This is a genomic window from Halocola ammonii (assembly GCF_049334165.1).
In the GTDB taxonomy this organism is placed as follows: Bacteria; Bacteroidota; Bacteroidia; order Flavobacteriales_D; family Sanyastnellaceae; genus JBEGHD01.
This window is the reverse complement of sequence record NZ_JBEGHD010000017.1, coordinates 1-16,219: the sequence shown is the minus strand read 5'-3', so window position 1 is coordinate 16,219 and position 16,219 is coordinate 1. Positions and strand designations below refer to the sequence as shown.

Annotated in this window: 14 protein-coding genes; 6 read left to right on the top strand and 8 right to left on the bottom strand. The window is 45.2% G+C overall.

Annotation, left to right across the window (positions count from 1 at the left end; all coding sequences use genetic code 11):
* The first annotated feature begins 36 nt into the window (after positions 1-36).
* A complete protein-coding gene (locus ABHV44_RS14860) occupies positions 37-828 on the top strand; it encodes a DUF3108 domain-containing protein (protein WP_459075504.1) in 792 nt (263 codons plus the stop codon).
* Positions 829-1,176: 348 nt separating this feature from the next.
* Here the strand turns inward: ABHV44_RS14860 and ABHV44_RS14855 are convergent, their stop codons facing one another.
* On the bottom strand, positions 1,177-1,410 hold the full coding sequence (locus ABHV44_RS14855; protein ID WP_459075503.1) for a 4a-hydroxytetrahydrobiopterin dehydratase: 234 nt from the start codon (positions 1,408-1,410) through the stop codon (positions 1,177-1,179).
* Positions 1,411-1,490: 80 nt separating this feature from the next.
* Between ABHV44_RS14855 and ABHV44_RS14850 the strand changes: the two genes are divergently transcribed.
* Positions 1,491-2,708: a DegT/DnrJ/EryC1/StrS family aminotransferase gene (locus tag ABHV44_RS14850; RefSeq protein ID WP_459075502.1), complete on the top strand. Its 1,218-nt coding sequence runs from the start codon at positions 1,491-1,493 to the stop codon at positions 2,706-2,708.
* Positions 2,705-3,295 (top strand): sugar transferase, encoded by a 591-nt coding sequence (locus tag ABHV44_RS14845; protein ID WP_459075501.1) that lies wholly within the window; start codon positions 2,705-2,707, stop codon positions 3,293-3,295. Before ABHV44_RS14850 ends, ABHV44_RS14845 begins: the two co-directional genes overlap by 4 nt.
* Before the next feature lie 164 nt (positions 3,296-3,459).
* On the opposite strand, the gene ABHV44_RS14840 is transcribed toward ABHV44_RS14845, so the two are convergent.
* The 4 genes from ABHV44_RS14840 to ABHV44_RS14825 all read right to left on the bottom strand — a co-directional run bounded on the left by ABHV44_RS14840 (position 3,460) and on the right by ABHV44_RS14825 (position 6,381).
* The gene (locus ABHV44_RS14840) at positions 3,460-3,987 is read right to left on the bottom strand and encodes a hypothetical protein (RefSeq protein ID WP_459075500.1); all 528 of its coding nucleotides are present in this window, start codon (positions 3,985-3,987) and stop codon (positions 3,460-3,462) included.
* A gap of 221 nt (positions 3,988-4,208) precedes the next feature.
* A complete protein-coding gene (locus ABHV44_RS14835) occupies positions 4,209-5,081 on the bottom strand; it encodes a transglutaminase-like domain-containing protein (RefSeq protein ID WP_459075499.1) in 873 nt (290 codons plus the stop codon).
* 89 nt (positions 5,082-5,170) lie between these two features.
* On the bottom strand, positions 5,171-6,061 hold the full coding sequence (locus tag ABHV44_RS14830; RefSeq protein WP_459075498.1) for a nucleoside phosphorylase: 891 nt from the start codon (positions 6,059-6,061) through the stop codon (positions 5,171-5,173).
* 80 nt (positions 6,062-6,141) lie between these two features.
* The gene (locus ABHV44_RS14825; protein WP_459075497.1) at positions 6,142-6,381 is read right to left on the bottom strand and encodes a hypothetical protein; all 240 of its coding nucleotides are present in this window, start codon (positions 6,379-6,381) and stop codon (positions 6,142-6,144) included.
* A gap of 71 nt (positions 6,382-6,452) precedes the next feature.
* Here ABHV44_RS14825 and ABHV44_RS14820 point away from each other — a divergent pair, with 71 nt between their 5' ends.
* Positions 6,453-7,223 (top strand): rhomboid family intramembrane serine protease, encoded by a 771-nt coding sequence (locus ABHV44_RS14820; RefSeq protein ID WP_459075496.1) that lies wholly within the window; start codon positions 6,453-6,455, stop codon positions 7,221-7,223.
* A 195-nt stretch (positions 7,224-7,418) separates the two neighbouring features.
* Here ABHV44_RS14820 and dnaN read toward each other — a convergent pair whose 3' ends face one another.
* Positions 7,419-8,540 carry a DNA polymerase III subunit beta gene (dnaN, locus tag ABHV44_RS14815; protein WP_459075495.1) on the bottom strand — a complete coding sequence of 374 codons (1,122 nt, stop codon included), beginning with the start codon at positions 8,538-8,540 and terminating at the stop codon, positions 7,419-7,421.
* A 344-nt stretch (positions 8,541-8,884) separates the two neighbouring features.
* On the opposite strand from dnaN, the gene ABHV44_RS14810 reads away from it, so the two are divergent.
* Both ABHV44_RS14810 and ABHV44_RS14805 read left to right on the top strand, forming a co-directional pair.
* A complete protein-coding gene (locus ABHV44_RS14810) occupies positions 8,885-10,324 on the top strand; it encodes a pyridoxal-phosphate dependent enzyme (RefSeq protein ID WP_459075494.1) in 1,440 nt (479 codons plus the stop codon).
* Entirely contained in the window at positions 10,321-11,193 is an 873-nt protein-coding gene (locus ABHV44_RS14805) for a dimethylarginine dimethylaminohydrolase family protein (protein WP_459075493.1), read from the top strand. The genes ABHV44_RS14810 and ABHV44_RS14805 overlap by 4 nt, the downstream gene beginning before the upstream one ends.
* A 3-nt stretch (positions 11,194-11,196) precedes the next feature.
* Here ABHV44_RS14805 and priA read toward each other — a convergent pair whose 3' ends face one another.
* Together priA and ABHV44_RS14795 are read right to left on the bottom strand one after the other, a co-directional pair.
* Positions 11,197-13,674, bottom strand: a complete 2,478-nt coding sequence (gene priA / locus ABHV44_RS14800; protein ID WP_459075492.1) for a replication restart helicase PriA — start codon at positions 13,672-13,674, stop codon at positions 11,197-11,199.
* A 118-nt stretch (positions 13,675-13,792) separates the two neighbouring features.
* A partial coding sequence (locus ABHV44_RS14795) for a T9SS type A sorting domain-containing protein (protein WP_459075491.1) occupies positions 13,793-16,219 on the bottom strand: 2,427 nt, incomplete at its 5' end.

Here is a 16,219-nt window from a genome sequence, read left to right as displayed (position 1 = left end):
ACAAGCTCCCGGTCCCAACCGTTTAAGTGAATAGCTTTGAAGAGATATCTGCTCATACTCGTTTTACTCGCTGCCGGTTTTGCCGCTTTGGGCCAGTCTGATTCCGATTGCCCCCGCAGAGGCGAAATCCCTTTTAAGGAAGGCGAGCGACTGGCTTACGAGCTTTCCTACAACTGGGGATTGCTGTGGGTGGATGCAGGCTACATTATTTTCACGGTGAACGATACGCTGGTGGACAACGAGAAGCTCTACAACTTTAAAGCCTACGGAAGTTCGTACCGCTCGTGGGACTGGTTTTACAAGGTGCGCTCCACCTATCAGTCGTGGGCTACAACTGATCTCAACTCCCGCGAATTTCATCGAAAAGGAAAAGAAGGCAGCAATTTCTACGACCGGGAATACAAAATGTCGAACGACACTGCACGGTACGTGAAAGTGGACAAAAAGGGAAATGTAGAGTCTAAAGTTTTTGGTCTGCCGAGCTGCCCGTTTGATGTGATCACGGCCATCTACTATTGCCGCACTATCGATTTTTCAACTTTCAAAAAAGGTGACAAAATTCCGTTTAACCTGATTCTTGACGGCAGCTACTTCGGTTCCTACCTGCGCTACATGGGTAAAGAAAAATGGACGGATCCCAACACCGATGTGGAATACGATTGCATCGTTTTTAAGCCTTACCTCATCGAAGGAACGGTCTTCGACAACGGAGAAAAAATGACGGTGTACGTCACCGATGATGAACATAAAATCCCCGTCTACATCGAGACAGAACTCGTTGTAGGAAAAGGAAAGGTTTTCTTAACGGGGACGAGTGGGTTGAAGTGACTCAGGTTGATCTGAAAATTCAGATGCTGAGAACTGTTTCACCATCCAATTTCTATAACCATCTGTTTTTTTATTTGCCTTTTTTACTTTTTGGCTTGAACCAAAAAGAAAGAAAAAGTTCAAGGCTGCACCTGAATTTGAATTTTTGTCTTCATCAAAACTAAAGTTCGGCCGGGTGATCTCCTGTGAGCTTCCCGGTCTCACTAAGTTTTGATTTTGAAAAAATCCTGCATTCAGCTGAGGCCGATCCTCGCAACAGCCAAGGTCCTTACTTTTGGAACATTGACAACGCTATCTAGTCTCTTAGCCTCGTGTAATCAAATCGAAGGCAAGATAGAGTAGAGTGATTTACTTCAAAACTCCATCAATCGCCTTGGCGAGGTCGCGGTCTTTTTGAGTGATTTTTCCGCCTTCATCATGGGTACTGAGTTCGATTAGCACCTTGTTGTACTCGTTTTGCCAGGTTGGGTGGTGCTCCGCCTTTTCTGCAAGTAGCGCCACGCGAGCCATAAAACCAAAGGCTTCCTGAAAGTTCTCAAATTCGAATTCTCTGACGAGTTTGTCTTGTTTTTCTTTCCACATAAGATTTTGCTGTTTTCTTTACCAACAGTTGGGAATCGATAACGTTTCATACTTTTACCTCTTCGCTAAAAACACAGCCCATGATACCTTTCTCGCCACCACGGATGGACGACAAAATTGTTGAAGCCGTAACCGACACACTTCGCTCGGGATGGATCACTACCGGACCGAAAACCAAGACTTTCGAAAAGGAAATCACCGAATACTGCGGCAACAAAAAAACCATTTGCCTCAGCGCCTGGACAACTGCTGCCGAGCTCTTGCTCCGCTGGTTTGGCGTGGGCAAAGGCGATGAAGTGATCATTCCGGCTTACACCTACGCAGCTACTGCGAACGTGGTGATCCACACCGGAGCCACGCCCGTGATGGTGGATATCAACCCAAATGATTTTAATATCAGCACCGAGGCTGTGCGAAAGGCGATCACATCAAAAACAAAAGTGATCATGCCAGTGGACATCGGTGGCTTCCCGTGCGATTATGAAGCACTGATGGAAATGGTGAAGAGCGATGATGTGAAATCGAAATTTGAAGCCAACACCGAAGAACAAAAAATGCTCGGTCGCATTCTCGTTTTTGCCGATGCAGCCCACTCTTTTGGGGCGCGACTTTCAGGAAAGGTTTCCGGCTCATTTGCCGATGTCAGCGGGTTCTCATTCCACGCGGTGAAAAACCTCACCACGGCTGAGGGTGGAGCACTGGCTTTAAATTTGCCCGAGCCATTCGACCACGAAGAGATCTACAAGCAGCTTAACATCAAGTCGCTGCACGGGCAAACCAAAGACGCACTGGCGAAATCGCAAGTGGGCAACTGGAAATACGACATTGTGGAAGCTGGCTACAAGTGCAACATGACCGACATCCAGGCGGCCATCGGACTAACCGAACTGAGACGCTACGACAGCGAATCGCTCCCTCGAAGAAAAGCCATTTTCGACCTTTACGACCAGGGCTTTGAAAACGATGAGCGATTCATTCGTCCTGTTCACACCACCGAAGAGAAAACATCTTCTTACCACCTCTACTCTCTTCGAATTGCCGGAATCAACGAAACGCAAAGGGATGAAATCATTCAAAATATTTTCGAGGCCGGAGTTTCGGTGAACGTCCACTTTGTGCCTCTTCCGCTTTTCAGCTTTTACCAGTCGCTGGGCTACAAAATGGAAGATTATCCAAATGCCTACAAGCAATTTTCTCACGTGATTTCTCTGCCCGTTTACTTCGACCTGACAGACGCTCAGGTTGCCCAGGTTATTGACGCAGTGAAAAATGCTACAGAAAAAGTGCTTTCAGCATGAAGCGCTTCTTCGACATAATTTTTTCACTGATCGTGCTACTCGTTTTATTGCCGATCTTTTTGCTGCTGGCCCTGGCCATCGTGATTGACAGTCCGGGTGGGCCGTTCTACAAACAGGAACGCATTGGCAAAGGAGGCGTTCCTTTTTATCTCTTGAAATTTCGCAGCATGCACCCTTATGCCGACAAACGCGGAAAATTGACTGTAGGAACGAGAGATCCGAGAATCACTCGCATGGGCCGATTCATCCGCAAATACAAACTGGATGAGTTTCCGCAACTTGTCAACGTTATTAAAGGAGAAATGAGCATTGTGGGACCGCGACCAGAAGTAGCAAAATACGTTGATCTCTACACTAACGAGCAGCGAAGAGTGCTCACCGTTCGACCGGGACTGACGGATTACGCTTCGCTAAAATATTTTGACGAAAATGATTTGCTGGCAAAAGCCGAAGATCCAGAGAAAGAGTACATCGAAGTGATTATGCCTGCAAAGCTCAAGCTCAACCTCGAGTACATCGAAAAAAAGAGCCTGGCCACAGATCTGAAGATTATTTTTAAGACGCTTGGAAGGATTGTTGGTGGATAGTTTTTGAGGTGTACCTTAGGTCTTTCGAGTAAAGTAAACGAACTGACAAGAAGCAATCTACGCACAGTGTCTCGACTCCGCTCGACAACCGGCCTGCCCTCAACTTAGTACAAGCGGTTATAGGCAACATCAAAGAAGATTAGATTATCGGAGAAGCTAGTCAATTACTCCACCTCTTCAAAAGTAGCCATGAAGCGACATTGCCAGCAATCGAGCTCAATCTTTTTGATAAACACCAACAGCGCTGGTTTTTGTTGTTCAGTAAAATAGGTTTCAAAACGCGATTCGTAGTAAGTGCTGTCACTTGAGAGCGTGCAAACCTGCTGCCTCGACAAGTCATTGAGTCGTTCTGAATAATTAATTATCGACTGCCTGAATCGCTCTCGCTGATCGTTTGGGAGCGTCACTAATTCCGTCAAGGAGTTGCGCTCTTCGAGCAAAAAAATATCAGGATCGGGGTTATTAAAAATCGCTTCGTTCACATCGTCCACTGCCTTTTTCACTTCGTCAAAAGCAAACTCCACACTATCGAGCACCTCTTTGTCTTTTCCGCGTGCGAGATTTTTCACCTGGTCTTTTTTGTGCGTAATAGAGCGATCGAGGTTGATATCCAGCTGACGATAGTTCTCCTGAACCGGATTAGTACACGCGCCAAAAGCTGCCATCAAAAAAGCAATTAATAAAATTCGCATGGAATAAATTAAATTTTTGAATGAATATCCCGGCTGAAGACAATTTGCTTTGACTCAACGCTATCTCTCGACTCCGCTCGAGAATCTCCCATCGCACTAGACAGCAGACAGTGAGTAAGCCGTTTGTCGAGCGGAGTCGAGACAAGAGGGGCGAAAGCATAAAAAAATGATTTAGCAATTTCACTTTGAGAATCAACAGCTCAGAATTAAAAAATCGTTGGTTACAAAACTCCCTGAAGCATGCGAAGTTCTTGAACTTTGTCGATTTTTCCTTCTCTCTCAAAAGAAAAGATGAGATTATTTAGCATTCTGTTGATCATGTCTCTGTGAGAGCACGGTTTGAAAAACCGCGGTTGCTGATCGATGTCGATGTGACTTAGAAATTCGTTGATCTCGCTCCGATCGATTATTGCTCCTTCGCTAAATGGATCGATATAAAACAAAATGCCATTATCGTGATCCACCTCGTCTGTGTGAAAGCCAATTCCAAATTCATCGAGGTAGCACATCACAAAATGATTGGGAAGGTTCACTCCAAAAATTGGGACTTCCAGTCGGTTTGCCAACACCTGATAGATGATCGAAAGCGAAAGTGGATTTCCCGTTCTGCTCTCCAAAACCTGGCCGATGAAAGAGTTACTTGTAGAGGTGTAATCTGCTCTGTTGCCTTTGAAACCGTATTCTTTAAAAAGAATGTGATTGAAAACGCGAACCTTTTCGAATGAAGTCAGATAATCGTTGAGCTCTAGCCAAATGTCCTGACGGATTTTGGAAATCGTGTTTCTGAACTCATCGAGATCAGATGAAGGAAATTGGTAGCGATGGATAATCAAAGCTCCTTCGAGCAAATCGTTATCCTCTTCCTTGTTCCACTTATCAAGATCTTCGTAAACGCTTTTGAAATGAATGCTGTGAATCAGCTGTTCTACCCGAGCCTGAAAAAGCTCACCGTGTGTGTGAAATTCCCAGAAATGCTCGAGATGAGGAATGATCGATTCTCCGTAGTTGAGCAGCTCGCTCCTCACATGAGAATAGATCTTCTCGTCTGGATCTTCGATGAGATTTATGAGAGCACTGAGTTCGTTGGTTAACATTCCGGAGAAGCAATTTGCGTTTACCCAAAAGTAACCGCTAAGAAAACCCAGAAGCTAACCCTGTTGTGTAATTGTTAACAGAGGCGGTTTTAAAAACGCGCCAGCACGTCATCTATCAGGGTTTCTGTAATCTGCTTTGGATTCTTTGAAAACTCCTTTCGATAGCGATTAGCCAGAATCACACACTTCGTACACATTTTGTGACCGAGGGCTGCTCCAAGCGCGTAGAGACCTGCCGTTTCCATTTCGTAATTAGTGATTCTCAACCCCTTGTAGTCAAACTTTCGATACTGCTCAGTCTGGTTTGGATTGCTCAGGGGCAGTCTCAACTGCCGGTTCTGAGGACCATAAAAACCATTTGCCGTAGCTGTTATTCCTGTGAAGGCACGATCTTTCAATTTGTTCACCAGTGTTTCATCTGCAGCCACAAAGTACGGCTTGGCTCTGTGCTTTGGCCATTTCACTTGTTTCAAAAATTCAGTCTGCAGCTCGAGCTCGGCATCGTCAAAGTGCATCTCGTAAGAGTAAGGAACACCATCAAAACCGAAGGCGTATTCCGAAACAACATGGCCTCCAACTGGCATATCTTCATGCATAGCTCCACTGGTGCCAATGCGAACCATTTGGAGCGAAGTGAGCTCCTCTTTTACCTTTCTCGATTCGAGGTCGATATTGACGCAGGCATCCAGTTCGTTCATCACAATGTCGATGTTATCTACCCCAATTCCGGTAGAAACAACAGAGATCCGTTTCTTACCAACTCTTCCGGTGTGAATACAAAACTCCCGGTTCCTGACTTTAACTTCAACCGCATCAAATCTGGATGAAATAGATTCTACCCTTTCCGGGTCACCGACAATGAGCACAAATGGTGCTATTTGCCCTGGCACAACTCCGAGGTGGTAGAGACTACCGTCTGCATTGAGGATTAATTCTGAATCACCGATGGGCTGGCGGCTGTAATTTTCATTTGCCTGCATACTTCAACGATTTTGAGAGTGCGAAAGAAGCCAATCCCACCGCACTAAGCAAGTGGAACGATTAGTAAAAAATGGGATTCCTATGGAAGAGGCTTATTGAGCGTTGGCTCTTCACGCTTAAGAGAGTCGCTCTTTGTGGTTTCCGGAGCAAAGAGATTGAAAAAGGACAGGCAGCTCTTCGAAAGCGAAAATTTGTAAGTTGAGTCACTTTCTAACTCGATGCCTTTGCGTTCATTTGTTTCAATCTTGTTACTTTCACCGGCAATCGCTGCCGAAGAGAGTGACACTGTGAATAGAACCAGCAGACCGAACTTTTTCATAACAAAGAATTTTTAAGCAATGGAAAAGTATGAAAAAGGCTTGATTAAAGGTCGAATTAACTGAATTTAACATGAAAAAATTCGAGAGAGCGCGGATTCTCAACGCTTTATTTTTTACGGTGATCTACCTGTTGATCTGCTGGACACTTTTTCTGAGCGATGAGTGGATGGGCACAGATTTCAAGCATCAGTTTGGAATGCGCCCCTGGTCGTTGGAAGGTCTGCTTGGCATTATTGGCCACCCTTTTCTCCACGGATCCTACGATCACATTTGGCAGAACACACTGGCTTTTGCCGTGCTCAACATGTTTCTTTTTTATTTCTATCGGCAGATCGCTCTGAAAGTCTTCTTCATCATTTTCTTCGGTACCGGTGTTTTACTTTGGCTAATGGGCCAGCCGGGCAGTAACCACATTGGTGCCAGCGGTGTGATCTACGGACTGGCCGCTTTTCTCTTTTTCAGTGGAATTTTTAGAAACAATGAAAACCTGCTTCGGGTGGCGCTCGTTGTCGCTTTTGCCTACGGCAGCATGTTTTGGTACATCTTCCCTATCAAACCAAACATGTCGTGGGAAGGTCACCTCTCGGGAGCCATGATAGGAGTCATTTTCGCCTATTTCTACAAAGGCGAAGGACCTAAACGAAAAAAGTACAACTGGGAGATTGAAGAAGAAATTGAAGAGAAACGCGCTGAGATGCTGAAAGATGCTGAAGATTTTAGTCAGTACCACGGCACCGAAAATTTCACGATTCACTACACCTTTAAACCGACTCCCAAAAAGGAAGACGAAAAGAAGGACAAGCCTGAAAACAAAAAGCCTCCGGAAAATTCCGAAGGCTGATTGATATTTTTAAGAAAGCAGGAAAATATTCGAACCCGCTGGATTCGCTGTCAGACAAATTTAGTGTTAAGGTATGGCTGAGTTAGAATGTTCGAGAGCAAGGCCTGCGAAGTTTTTAAAATCAAGGAGTTCACTTTGGTGAATGACTGTTTTCAAAACAAGCATAACGCAGCTCTCGGTCTTTATAACCAGCCACTAGCTGTTGAGCATGACCGGCATCACCAACATCAGAATATCCTCACCTTCATCCTCGCCTTCTTCAGGAAGGATAATTCCCGCGCGATTTGGAGCAGAAAGTTCCATAATAATGTTGTCGGAACTGATATTTCCGAGCATGTCCATGATGAATTTTGAGTTGAACCCGATTTCCATGTCTTCGCCCTCAAAGCTGCAAGTGAGTCGCTCGTTGGCTTCATTTGCAAAATCGAGATCTTCAGCAGAAATGGTCAGTTCACTTCCGTTGATTTTTAGCCTCACCTGGTGAGTGGTTTTGTTGGCAAAAATCGAAACCCTTTTGATCGAGTTGAGCAGGTCCTGACGACCAATTGTGAGTTTGTTTGGGTTTTCGTTTGGAATAACCGCATTGTAGTTTGGATACTTTCCTTCGATCAGGCGACACATCAGCGAGATGTTGTCGAAAGTGAAGTAAGCATTTGAGTCGGTGTAGTTGAGAACAACTTTAGACTCAGCATTGGCTACAATGTTTTTCAGCAGATTAAGCGGCTTTTTTGGCACAATGAAAGATGCACCGCCACCAGCAGAAAGATCGGTTCTGGTGTAGCGAACCAGCCTGTGGGCATCGGTAGCTACAAATTTTATTGAGTCAGAATCGAGTTCGAAGAAAATCCCAGACATCACCGGTCTCAGGTCATCTACACCCGTAGCAAAAATTGTTTTGTTAATGGCCTGCGCCAGAACATCTCCATCCAGCTCAATTGAAGAACTGTCATCAATTTCCGGAGCCTTCGGAAACTCGTCTCCATTGTAACCGGAGAGCTTGTATTTACCAAAGTCCGAAGAAATCTCCACCATAAAGGTCTTCTCGTCAACCGTAAAAGTGAGCGGCTGCTCGGGAAATGCCTTCAAAGTGTCGAGGAGCATTCTTGCCGGAATAGCAATCAAACCGTCTTCTTTGGCTTCGATCGCCATTTTTGTGGTCATGGTTGTTTCCAGATCCGAAGCTGCAATCGTCAACTGAGAATCCTTAATCTCAAACAAAAAGTTGTCTAGAATTGGAAGCGTATTGCTGGAGTTCAAAACTCCGCTAAGCGTTTGCAGTTGCTTGAGGAGCGAGTTGCTGTTAACTAAAAATTTCATTGTTCTTTTCTTCTCGTTATCGCAAGTGGTTTTATCTGAGGTTTTATTTTACTGCCTGAGTAAAAATCAACCAACTTCAAAAAGGATAAAAGCCTTTGCGCTGGTGGATGGCAAATATACTTTTTCACCTTAAAAATCCCCAAATCAAAAGTCAGGATATATCAACAGCTGACCATTTGCTGTTCACTTTTTTCCCGGCAGCTAAAGTTAACTCTTAAAAACGCTTTGACAAGGTTCCGAATCAGGCTTTTCCGGATCCATTCAGCTCTCCTTTATTTTTTTAACTTATAAGGCAGCGCCCTAAAGAAAAGCTCTATAGGGCAACGAAATCAAAAAATCTAGTTTTGAGATTTGTTCAAAAATGCCTCAAGTGCAACCGAGAAAACGATTATGCAAACTATGCCTGTCATTGCGATCAACCAACCTGGTACAAACAGTACCGTTTGATGGACATGGTTTATCGCCTCAAAAAGAATGAAAAGGCGAGCGCTATCGAATCTCTTTTAATATTTGACCTCGAAAGTACTCAGGGAATTCTTCAATACTATTTCACACCCTATCGACACCATGCCGATGACGTCAATCTGAAAATCGGATGCACTCCATTCGAGAAACTCGAGAAATTGGGCAAACAGTGGGGCACAACCATTTTCGCTAAAGACGAAGGAGCCAATCCGAGTGGCTGTTTTAAAGATCGCGAAACCTTAATGACAGCGCTTCACAGCCGCTCTATCGGAAAGGAAAAAGCCGTGATTTACTCTTCGGGTAATGCGGCAGCTTCAGCGGCACTTTTCGCAGCTCATCTCCGCTTCAAACTGGTGACGTGCGTTGCAGGAGACACATATCCCGAAAAAGTGGAATACATCAGAAATCTCGGCTCGGACGTGATACGCATTGGAGATGACAAAACCAACTACGAATCGGGCTATCGGTTATTTGCCGAGCTCAATTCCAGAGATTTTTTCGTAGAAAATAATTTTGACAATTGGTCGGTGCGCAATCCCTTTCGCACACTGGGAGACAAAACCATGGCCATTGAGATTGTAAAACAATTTTCAAAAGAACAGAATGCAGATTGGCTCGTCCCCGATTTGGTGGTTGTACCCACAGGAAACGGAAGTTGTCTTGCAGGCATTTGGCGAGGCTTCAAAGAGCTCAAGAAACTTGGTCTGATTGAAGAATTGCCTACCATGGTTTCGGCAGGAATAAAAAACGCGTCCCCGGTTTTTCAGGCCTTCGAAAAAAATATGATTCACAAACCCGCTGTATGTGATCTCGCCAAGGTTGATCAAAATGATTTGGAAATCGGTAGTATTATTTTGGCCGAAGAAGGCTACGACAGTGTCGAAGCCACAAAAGCACTTATCGAGTCGGAAGGAAGAGCTGTGGAAGTTACCAAGGATGATATCAGGGAAGTGCTCAAAGAATTTCTAAGCACAGAAACAGAACTCGTCACAAACCAACAAATGCTGCCCGAACCTGCATCTTTAACTACTCTCGCAGCCATCAGACAAATGACTTTGGACAAAATACTGGACAGCCAATCTAACGCTGTGGCAATAATCACTGGACATGGCGCCAAAGCCCAACAAATGCTTGAAAAGCTTCTCGAAGGCGAGAATAACCTGAAAGAAACGATGCGTAGCGCCATACCACGAGAGTCGCATGTAAGAATCAAAGACTTTGAACATAAAAAAGGAAGACTGATTGAGGTGGGTAAAGATATCCGGGAACTGGAAAATGCATTTGAACAACTCAATAAATCACTGACCAAAACGACATGAAAACTTTTACTCAAAGAAATGAAACTGACAAACTTAAAACTGTGATAATCGGCCGATGGGAAGGATACAGAAAGGTTGACGCATACACCGAAATCGTGAATGCTGATCAGGAAAAAGGTCTTCCAAAAATAGATCAGCTCAAATCTGAGTTTGAGGGATTTCACAAGGCTCTTGAAGACGAAGGTGTTGAAGTTCGCACACCACACTACGTAGGCAAATTCGTTTACGATCAGCTAACTCCGCGCGATATTGCCGTAACGATTGACGACAAGTTGATTTTATGCAATATGGTGAAGAAAAGCAGGCGCTATGAAAGTGCTGGCATCTTTCCGTTGATCGAAGATTTTTCCGGGGACGAACCTGACGTGCTTCTTCCTCCTTCAGGTTGTTTTTTGGAAGGTGGCGATATCATGATTGATAAAGGAAGAATCCTCGTTGGCATCAGTCAGAGAAGTAATCTGGATGGATTTGAATGGCTGCGAGATCAATTTGGTGAAAAATACGAGGTGCATGCAGTGCAAACCACCAAGCCGGAAAAAGGGGAAAACGTGCTTCATCTCGATTGCACTTTCAATCCAGTTGGGAAGGAGCATGCTCTCATCTATCCGGAAGGTTTTGCTGAAATTCCACCTTATATCCAGGACACTTATTCCTTCATTACTGTCAACCGGGTTGAGCAACAGGCGCTCGCTACCAATGTGCTTTCGGTGGATCAGCAAACGGTAATTGCCAGATCGCACCCAGACTGTAGGCGGGTAAATCAAAAAATGCGAGAGATAGGTATTAGAGTAATCGAAATTGATTTTGACGGAGCTCCAAAAACAGGTGGCTCTTTCAGATGTTGCACCATGCCACTGGTTCGCCAATAGCGGCTACATCGGGTCGACATCAATGACAACCTGTACTTGCTTGAAATCCGGTTGCGCTTTAAACGCTATTATTTTCTCATTGAGCATTTCCTTGAACTTTGCCGGTGAAGCATCACGCTCGAGCTTGAGCTTTATCTCAAATAAATACTTGTTGTAGATTCTGGAAACGTAGGGCATTTCAGGACCCAGCACGCGGTTACCAAAAAGTTTACGAAGATCGTCCGCCATGTAGTTAGCGGCACGCTCAATCAGCTGCTTGTCGCGGTGCTTTAGCGTCAGATAAATCAGTCGGTAAAAAGGCGGATAGTAATAACTCTTCCTTTCAAAGATTTCCTGTCGATACATTTCCTCGTACTGATTGTGCATCACCTGCTGGATAATCCAGTGGTCGGGCGTGTAGGTTTGGATAATCACTTTTCCTCTGTCGCCTTTTCTTCCTGCACGCCCAGCAACTTGCGCCATCAGTTGATAGGACCTTTCAAAGGACCTGAAGTCAGGAAAGTTGAGCATCTGATCGGCATTTAAAATTCCTACCAGCCTCACATTATCGAAATCGAGACCCTTGGTTACCATCTGCGTTCCAACCAGGATATCGATCTTTCCTTCTTCGAAATCGAAGATGAGATTTTGATAGGCATTTTTAGACCGCGTAGTATCGAGATCCATTCGGGCAATTTTAGCCTTTGGCAAAAAAGTCGAGAGCTCCTCCTCGATCTTTTCAGTTCCAAAACCGAGCATTTTCAGGTCACTGCTTCCACAAGCATCGCATGTTGTTGGTGGGTTGGTGCTGTAGCCACAATAGTGGCATTTCAAACTGTGAGAATACTTGTGGTAAGTGAGGCTTACATCGCAACGCGTGCAGTTAGGAACCCAGCCGCAGATGTTGCATTGCCAGAGCGGTGCGTAGCCGCGCCTGTTTTGAAATAAAATGATTTGCCCGTTTTCCTTGAGCACTTCTTCCATTTCCCTGAGCAGGTAGCTCGTAAAAATGGATTTCATGGTTTTGCTCTTCATTTCCATGCGAATATCCGCACAGTGAATCTCGGGCATCTGAATGCCACCGAATCGCTTTGTCAACTTCACCAGACCGTATCGTTCGTGCTCCGCATTCCAAAAAGATTCTATGGATGGAGTAGCGGACCCTAGCAGCACTTTCGCCTTGTGAATCTTCGCCAAAACTATGGCCATGTCACGGGCGTTGTAGCGAGGAGCCGGGTCGAACTGCTTGTAAGACGACTCGTGCTCTTCGTCAACTATCACCAGACCGAGTTTTTTAAAAGGTAAAAACAAAGCAGACCTTGGTCCTATCACGATGTCGTACTTACCGTTGCCGGACTTGAGGACATCGTTCCAAACCTCTACCCTTTCGTTCTGATTGAAACGCGAATGGTACACGCCAATGCGGGTTCCAAAAAACCTGCGCAAGCGGTTAATGAGCTGAGTGGTGAGAGCAATTTCAGGGAGCAAAAACAAAACCTGCTCGCCCTTTTTCAGGTGCTCTTCAATCAGTTTCACATAAACTTCAGTCTTTCCCGAGGAGGTCACTCCATGGAATAGCGTGACATCTTTATCTTCAAAATGCTTTTCAATTTCTTCGAGAGCTCCTTGCTGATCGTCACTCAAACCAAACGATGCCTGAACATTTTCAGCTCCGTCATCGATTCGCCCCACCTGCACTCCTTCAATTTGAAAAACATCCTTTTTGACCAGCGCATTCACCAGACTTGCATTTCCATCAACGCTCTTCTGAAGATCCAATTTCTTCACAGGTTGCGGGTCGCCTTCAAAGTGTTTACTCATCTTTAGGTAAGACATGAGCAGCTCCATCTGCTTGGGAGCTCTTTTATCAAGATCATCCAGAATACCACTTAGATTCTCTTCTTCTTTTGCGGTGGGCGAAAGTTTTACGTACTCGACAATCTTTGGTCGGTACTTTCGCTTCATGTCCTCTTCGGTGATCACCACTCCGGCAGCCACCAATTGGTTAACAATCGGTTGCACAGTTTTTTGCCCGAGTATATCGGAGATGTCTTTGAGGGTAAGCGTTTCTTGCACCTGCAGTGCTTCAACAATTATGTAGGCTTTATCGCTGAGATCGTCTACAATCCCGTCCCAGTCGTCATCAATCATCACTTTTGTTTCGCTTGCCAACTTTAGACTACTGGGCAAGGCTGCGTTCATCACTTCTCCTAATGTGCACATGTAATAGCCTGCCATCCATTCCCATAGTCGAAACTGCGATTCATGAACCACGGGTCTTTCATCGAGCAACGACTCCACGTACTTCGCCTGATATTTAGCCGGAGCCTGGTTGTGAATTTTTCGGATGAGGGCTGTGTAAAGTTTGCTTTTGCCGAGCTGTACCACGATCCTCTGCCCCACAAGTACTTCGTTTTCGATCTCTCGCGGAACGCGATAAGTGAGCAAATTTGGAATTGCCAGCGGGACTACTACGTCTACAAAAGTTGTTTGATCTGCCATCTTAGAGAAAGCAAATTGAATGATTTTTTTGGATTACACAAGGTAGGTTTGCAAACAAAAAAAGCCTCCGAAAGCAATGCTTCCGGAGGCTTTTATTGAGTTATCTATTTAGATGTCCCTACTTGCTCACCACGAGGCGAATAGTTTGGGCACCTTTGTCAGATCTCACTTTCACGAGATAGATTCCGCTCTCGAGATCTGAAGTATTGATTTGCTTGCTATAAGTCTCACCAGCTTTTGAGAGACCTTGACTTTGCTGATCGAGGCGGTGACCTGTGAGGTCGAATACTTCGATTACCACTCGCTGAGATGACTTGGTAGTGTATTCTACGTAAGTCATGTTGCGTGATGGGTTCGGAGCAAGTCCACCAATGTGGATTTCACCTTTTTCAGCTTCATAAACAGAGTCTCCAAGTTGTGGATCCTGCGCTGGATCGTCTTCTTCGAGGTCTTCGAAAGAAATTGTCTGGCTCACAGTAGTAACATTGCCTGAGCAATCTTCAGCTGTCCATGTGCGAACGATCTCGTACTCTGGGCAGCAATCCAATCCAAATGCAAAGTCACCTGCACCTTCAACTTCTCCTTCGAATGATGGTCCGTTGAGGAATCCATCATAGTAGAACCAACCACCGATTCCGTAATCAGGAGTGCGGTTATCCGCTGCCTGACCTTCCTGGAATCCGAAGTACAAGTTAGATGGTGCGTGAGACAGGTTCAGGAATGATCCTGCGTAGTCACCAACACCAGTGAGTGTTGCTGAGTCGCTGTTCATGATGTAGTAAGTCCAATCTTCATACAACATGTCATCTTCTGCAAACCCGTTGTCATCTTTGTAAGATGTTGGGAATGGTTGTGAAGACCAGCTATCCCAGTCCATTCCGTTTTCGAACCAAACATCGATTTCGAATCCACGGTTTGGCTGAGTAGTAGAGTAAACTGTACCGGTAAGGTGTGCAGATCCATCTGGGTAAGTCACCCAGTTTCCTGTCTGACCTTCAGGGAGCTCATAGTAATCCAGACCGTTTTCGAAGTCCTGCAACCACAATGACCACGCTGGAGAAACTCCTTGCGGATTGTAAGTTCTGCAGTCATCTACAGAACCTTCTGCAGGTGCTTCACCTACAAACTCTTCAGTGTAAGTTACTTCTACGTTGTCATCGCAGTTGTCAACAGCAGTCACTTCCGGTGCTGAAGGTACTTCGTCATCGCAATCGAGAACGAGGTCTTCAGGAGCACCGATAAGCTCTGGGGCTGTCGTGTCTTCAACTGTCACTGTGTAGCTGATTTCAGTTGTGTTTCCACATTCGTCAGCTGCAGTAAGTGTTACTACGCTTACAGAGTTTCCGCACTCATCTTCATCGAGAACCTCGGTAGAAGAAGTTACGGTAGCAGTTCCGCAGTTATCAGTAGCTGTGATGTCTGCAACAGCAGGAACATCGTCAGCGCACTCAACCACTACGTCTTCTACTTCACCGTCAAATTCTGGTGCAGTATTGTCGTAGATGTAGTAGTTGGTTTCTGCACTTGCTGTGTTTCCACACTCATCCGTTGCAGTCCACATTCTTACAACCTGGTAGTTGTTAGGGCAATCACCTTCAATGATAGAATCGTTGAAAGCAACTTCCACTTCACCACAGTTGTCAGTCGCCATTGCCATTTCAGTTGGCAGCTCTTCTTCACAGCTGATTTCGTTGCCTTGAGGCACAGATGTGAAAACTGGAGCTGTTTCGTCAACAACAGTAATGGTTTGTGTATCGATAGAAGTGTTTCCACAATCATCGGTCGCAGTGAATGTGCGTACTATCTGGAAGTTGCTTGGGCAATCTCCGGCAACTGTATCTACTGCAGTCTCAATTGAAACTTCAGAGCAGTTGTCGAATGCCGCAGCTTCACTGTATTCAATTTCCTCATCGCAACTGTATGTTACGTCAGAAGGAACAAATTCGAATACAGGAGCAGTTGTGTCTTCCACGTTGATGGTCCAGGTAGCAACAGTGCTGTTACCACAAGAATCAGTGATTGTCCACGTGCGTTCTATCGTGTAGTTATTAGCGCAATCACCTTCGATGATTTCTTCTCCGTTGTACTCGAGAACTACCTCAGAGCAGTTGTCACTGAATACTACATTGAGACCTTCGTTGGAAGGAACCTGATCGCATTCAACTGTAACATCCTCTGGGAATGATTCGAATACCGGAGCAACCTCATCGATGAGTGTAATTACCTGTACTGCAGTTGAAGCGTTTCCGCATTCGTCAACTGCTGTGAAGGTACGAGTGATGGTTCCGATGCATCCAGTTTCAGCATCAAAATCTTCAATCATTGTAATTTCAACCTCACCGCAGTTGTCTGTAGCTGTGAGTGATGTTTCCATAACATCGTCACAAGCCATTTCGAGTTCTGCATCGTATTCATCGAATACTGGTGCTGTAGTGTCAACAATTGTGATAACCTGAGTTGCTGTTGAAGCGTTTCCGCATTCATCAGTAGCAGTGAACGTGCGAGTAATCACACTTTCCTGTGGGCACTCACCAGCAACAGATTC

Bases quoted from the DNA above. Each gene is read 5' to 3' on its own strand.
- ABHV44_RS14855 (WP_459075503.1), bottom strand. From the start codon at position 1,410: ATGTGGAAAGAAAAACAAGACAAACTCGTCAGAGAATTCGAATTTGAG.
- ABHV44_RS14850 (WP_459075502.1), top strand. From the start codon at position 1,491: ATGATACCTTTCTCGCCACCACGGATGGACGACAAAATTGTTGAAGCC.
- ABHV44_RS14845 (WP_459075501.1), top strand. From the start codon at position 2,705: ATGAAGCGCTTCTTCGACATAATTTTTTCACTGATCGTGCTACTCGTT.
- ABHV44_RS14840 (WP_459075500.1), bottom strand. From the start codon at position 3,987: ATGCGAATTTTATTAATTGCTTTTTTGATGGCAGCTTTTGGCGCGTGT.
- ABHV44_RS14835 (WP_459075499.1), bottom strand. From the start codon at position 5,081: ATGTTAACCAACGAACTCAGTGCTCTCATAAATCTCATCGAAGATCCA.
- ABHV44_RS14830 (WP_459075498.1), bottom strand. From the start codon at position 6,061: ATGCAGGCAAATGAAAATTACAGCCGCCAGCCCATCGGTGATTCAGAA.
- ABHV44_RS14825 (WP_459075497.1), bottom strand. From the start codon at position 6,381: ATGAAAAAGTTCGGTCTGCTGGTTCTATTCACAGTGTCACTCTCTTCG.
- ABHV44_RS14820 (WP_459075496.1), top strand. From the start codon at position 6,453: ATGAAAAAATTCGAGAGAGCGCGGATTCTCAACGCTTTATTTTTTACG.
- dnaN (WP_459075495.1), bottom strand. From the start codon at position 8,540: ATGAAATTTTTAGTTAACAGCAACTCGCTCCTCAAGCAACTGCAAACG.
- ABHV44_RS14805 (WP_459075493.1), top strand. From the start codon at position 10,321: ATGAAAACTTTTACTCAAAGAAATGAAACTGACAAACTTAAAACTGTG.
- priA (WP_459075492.1), bottom strand. From the start codon at position 13,674: ATGGCAGATCAAACAACTTTTGTAGACGTAGTAGTCCCGCTGGCAATT.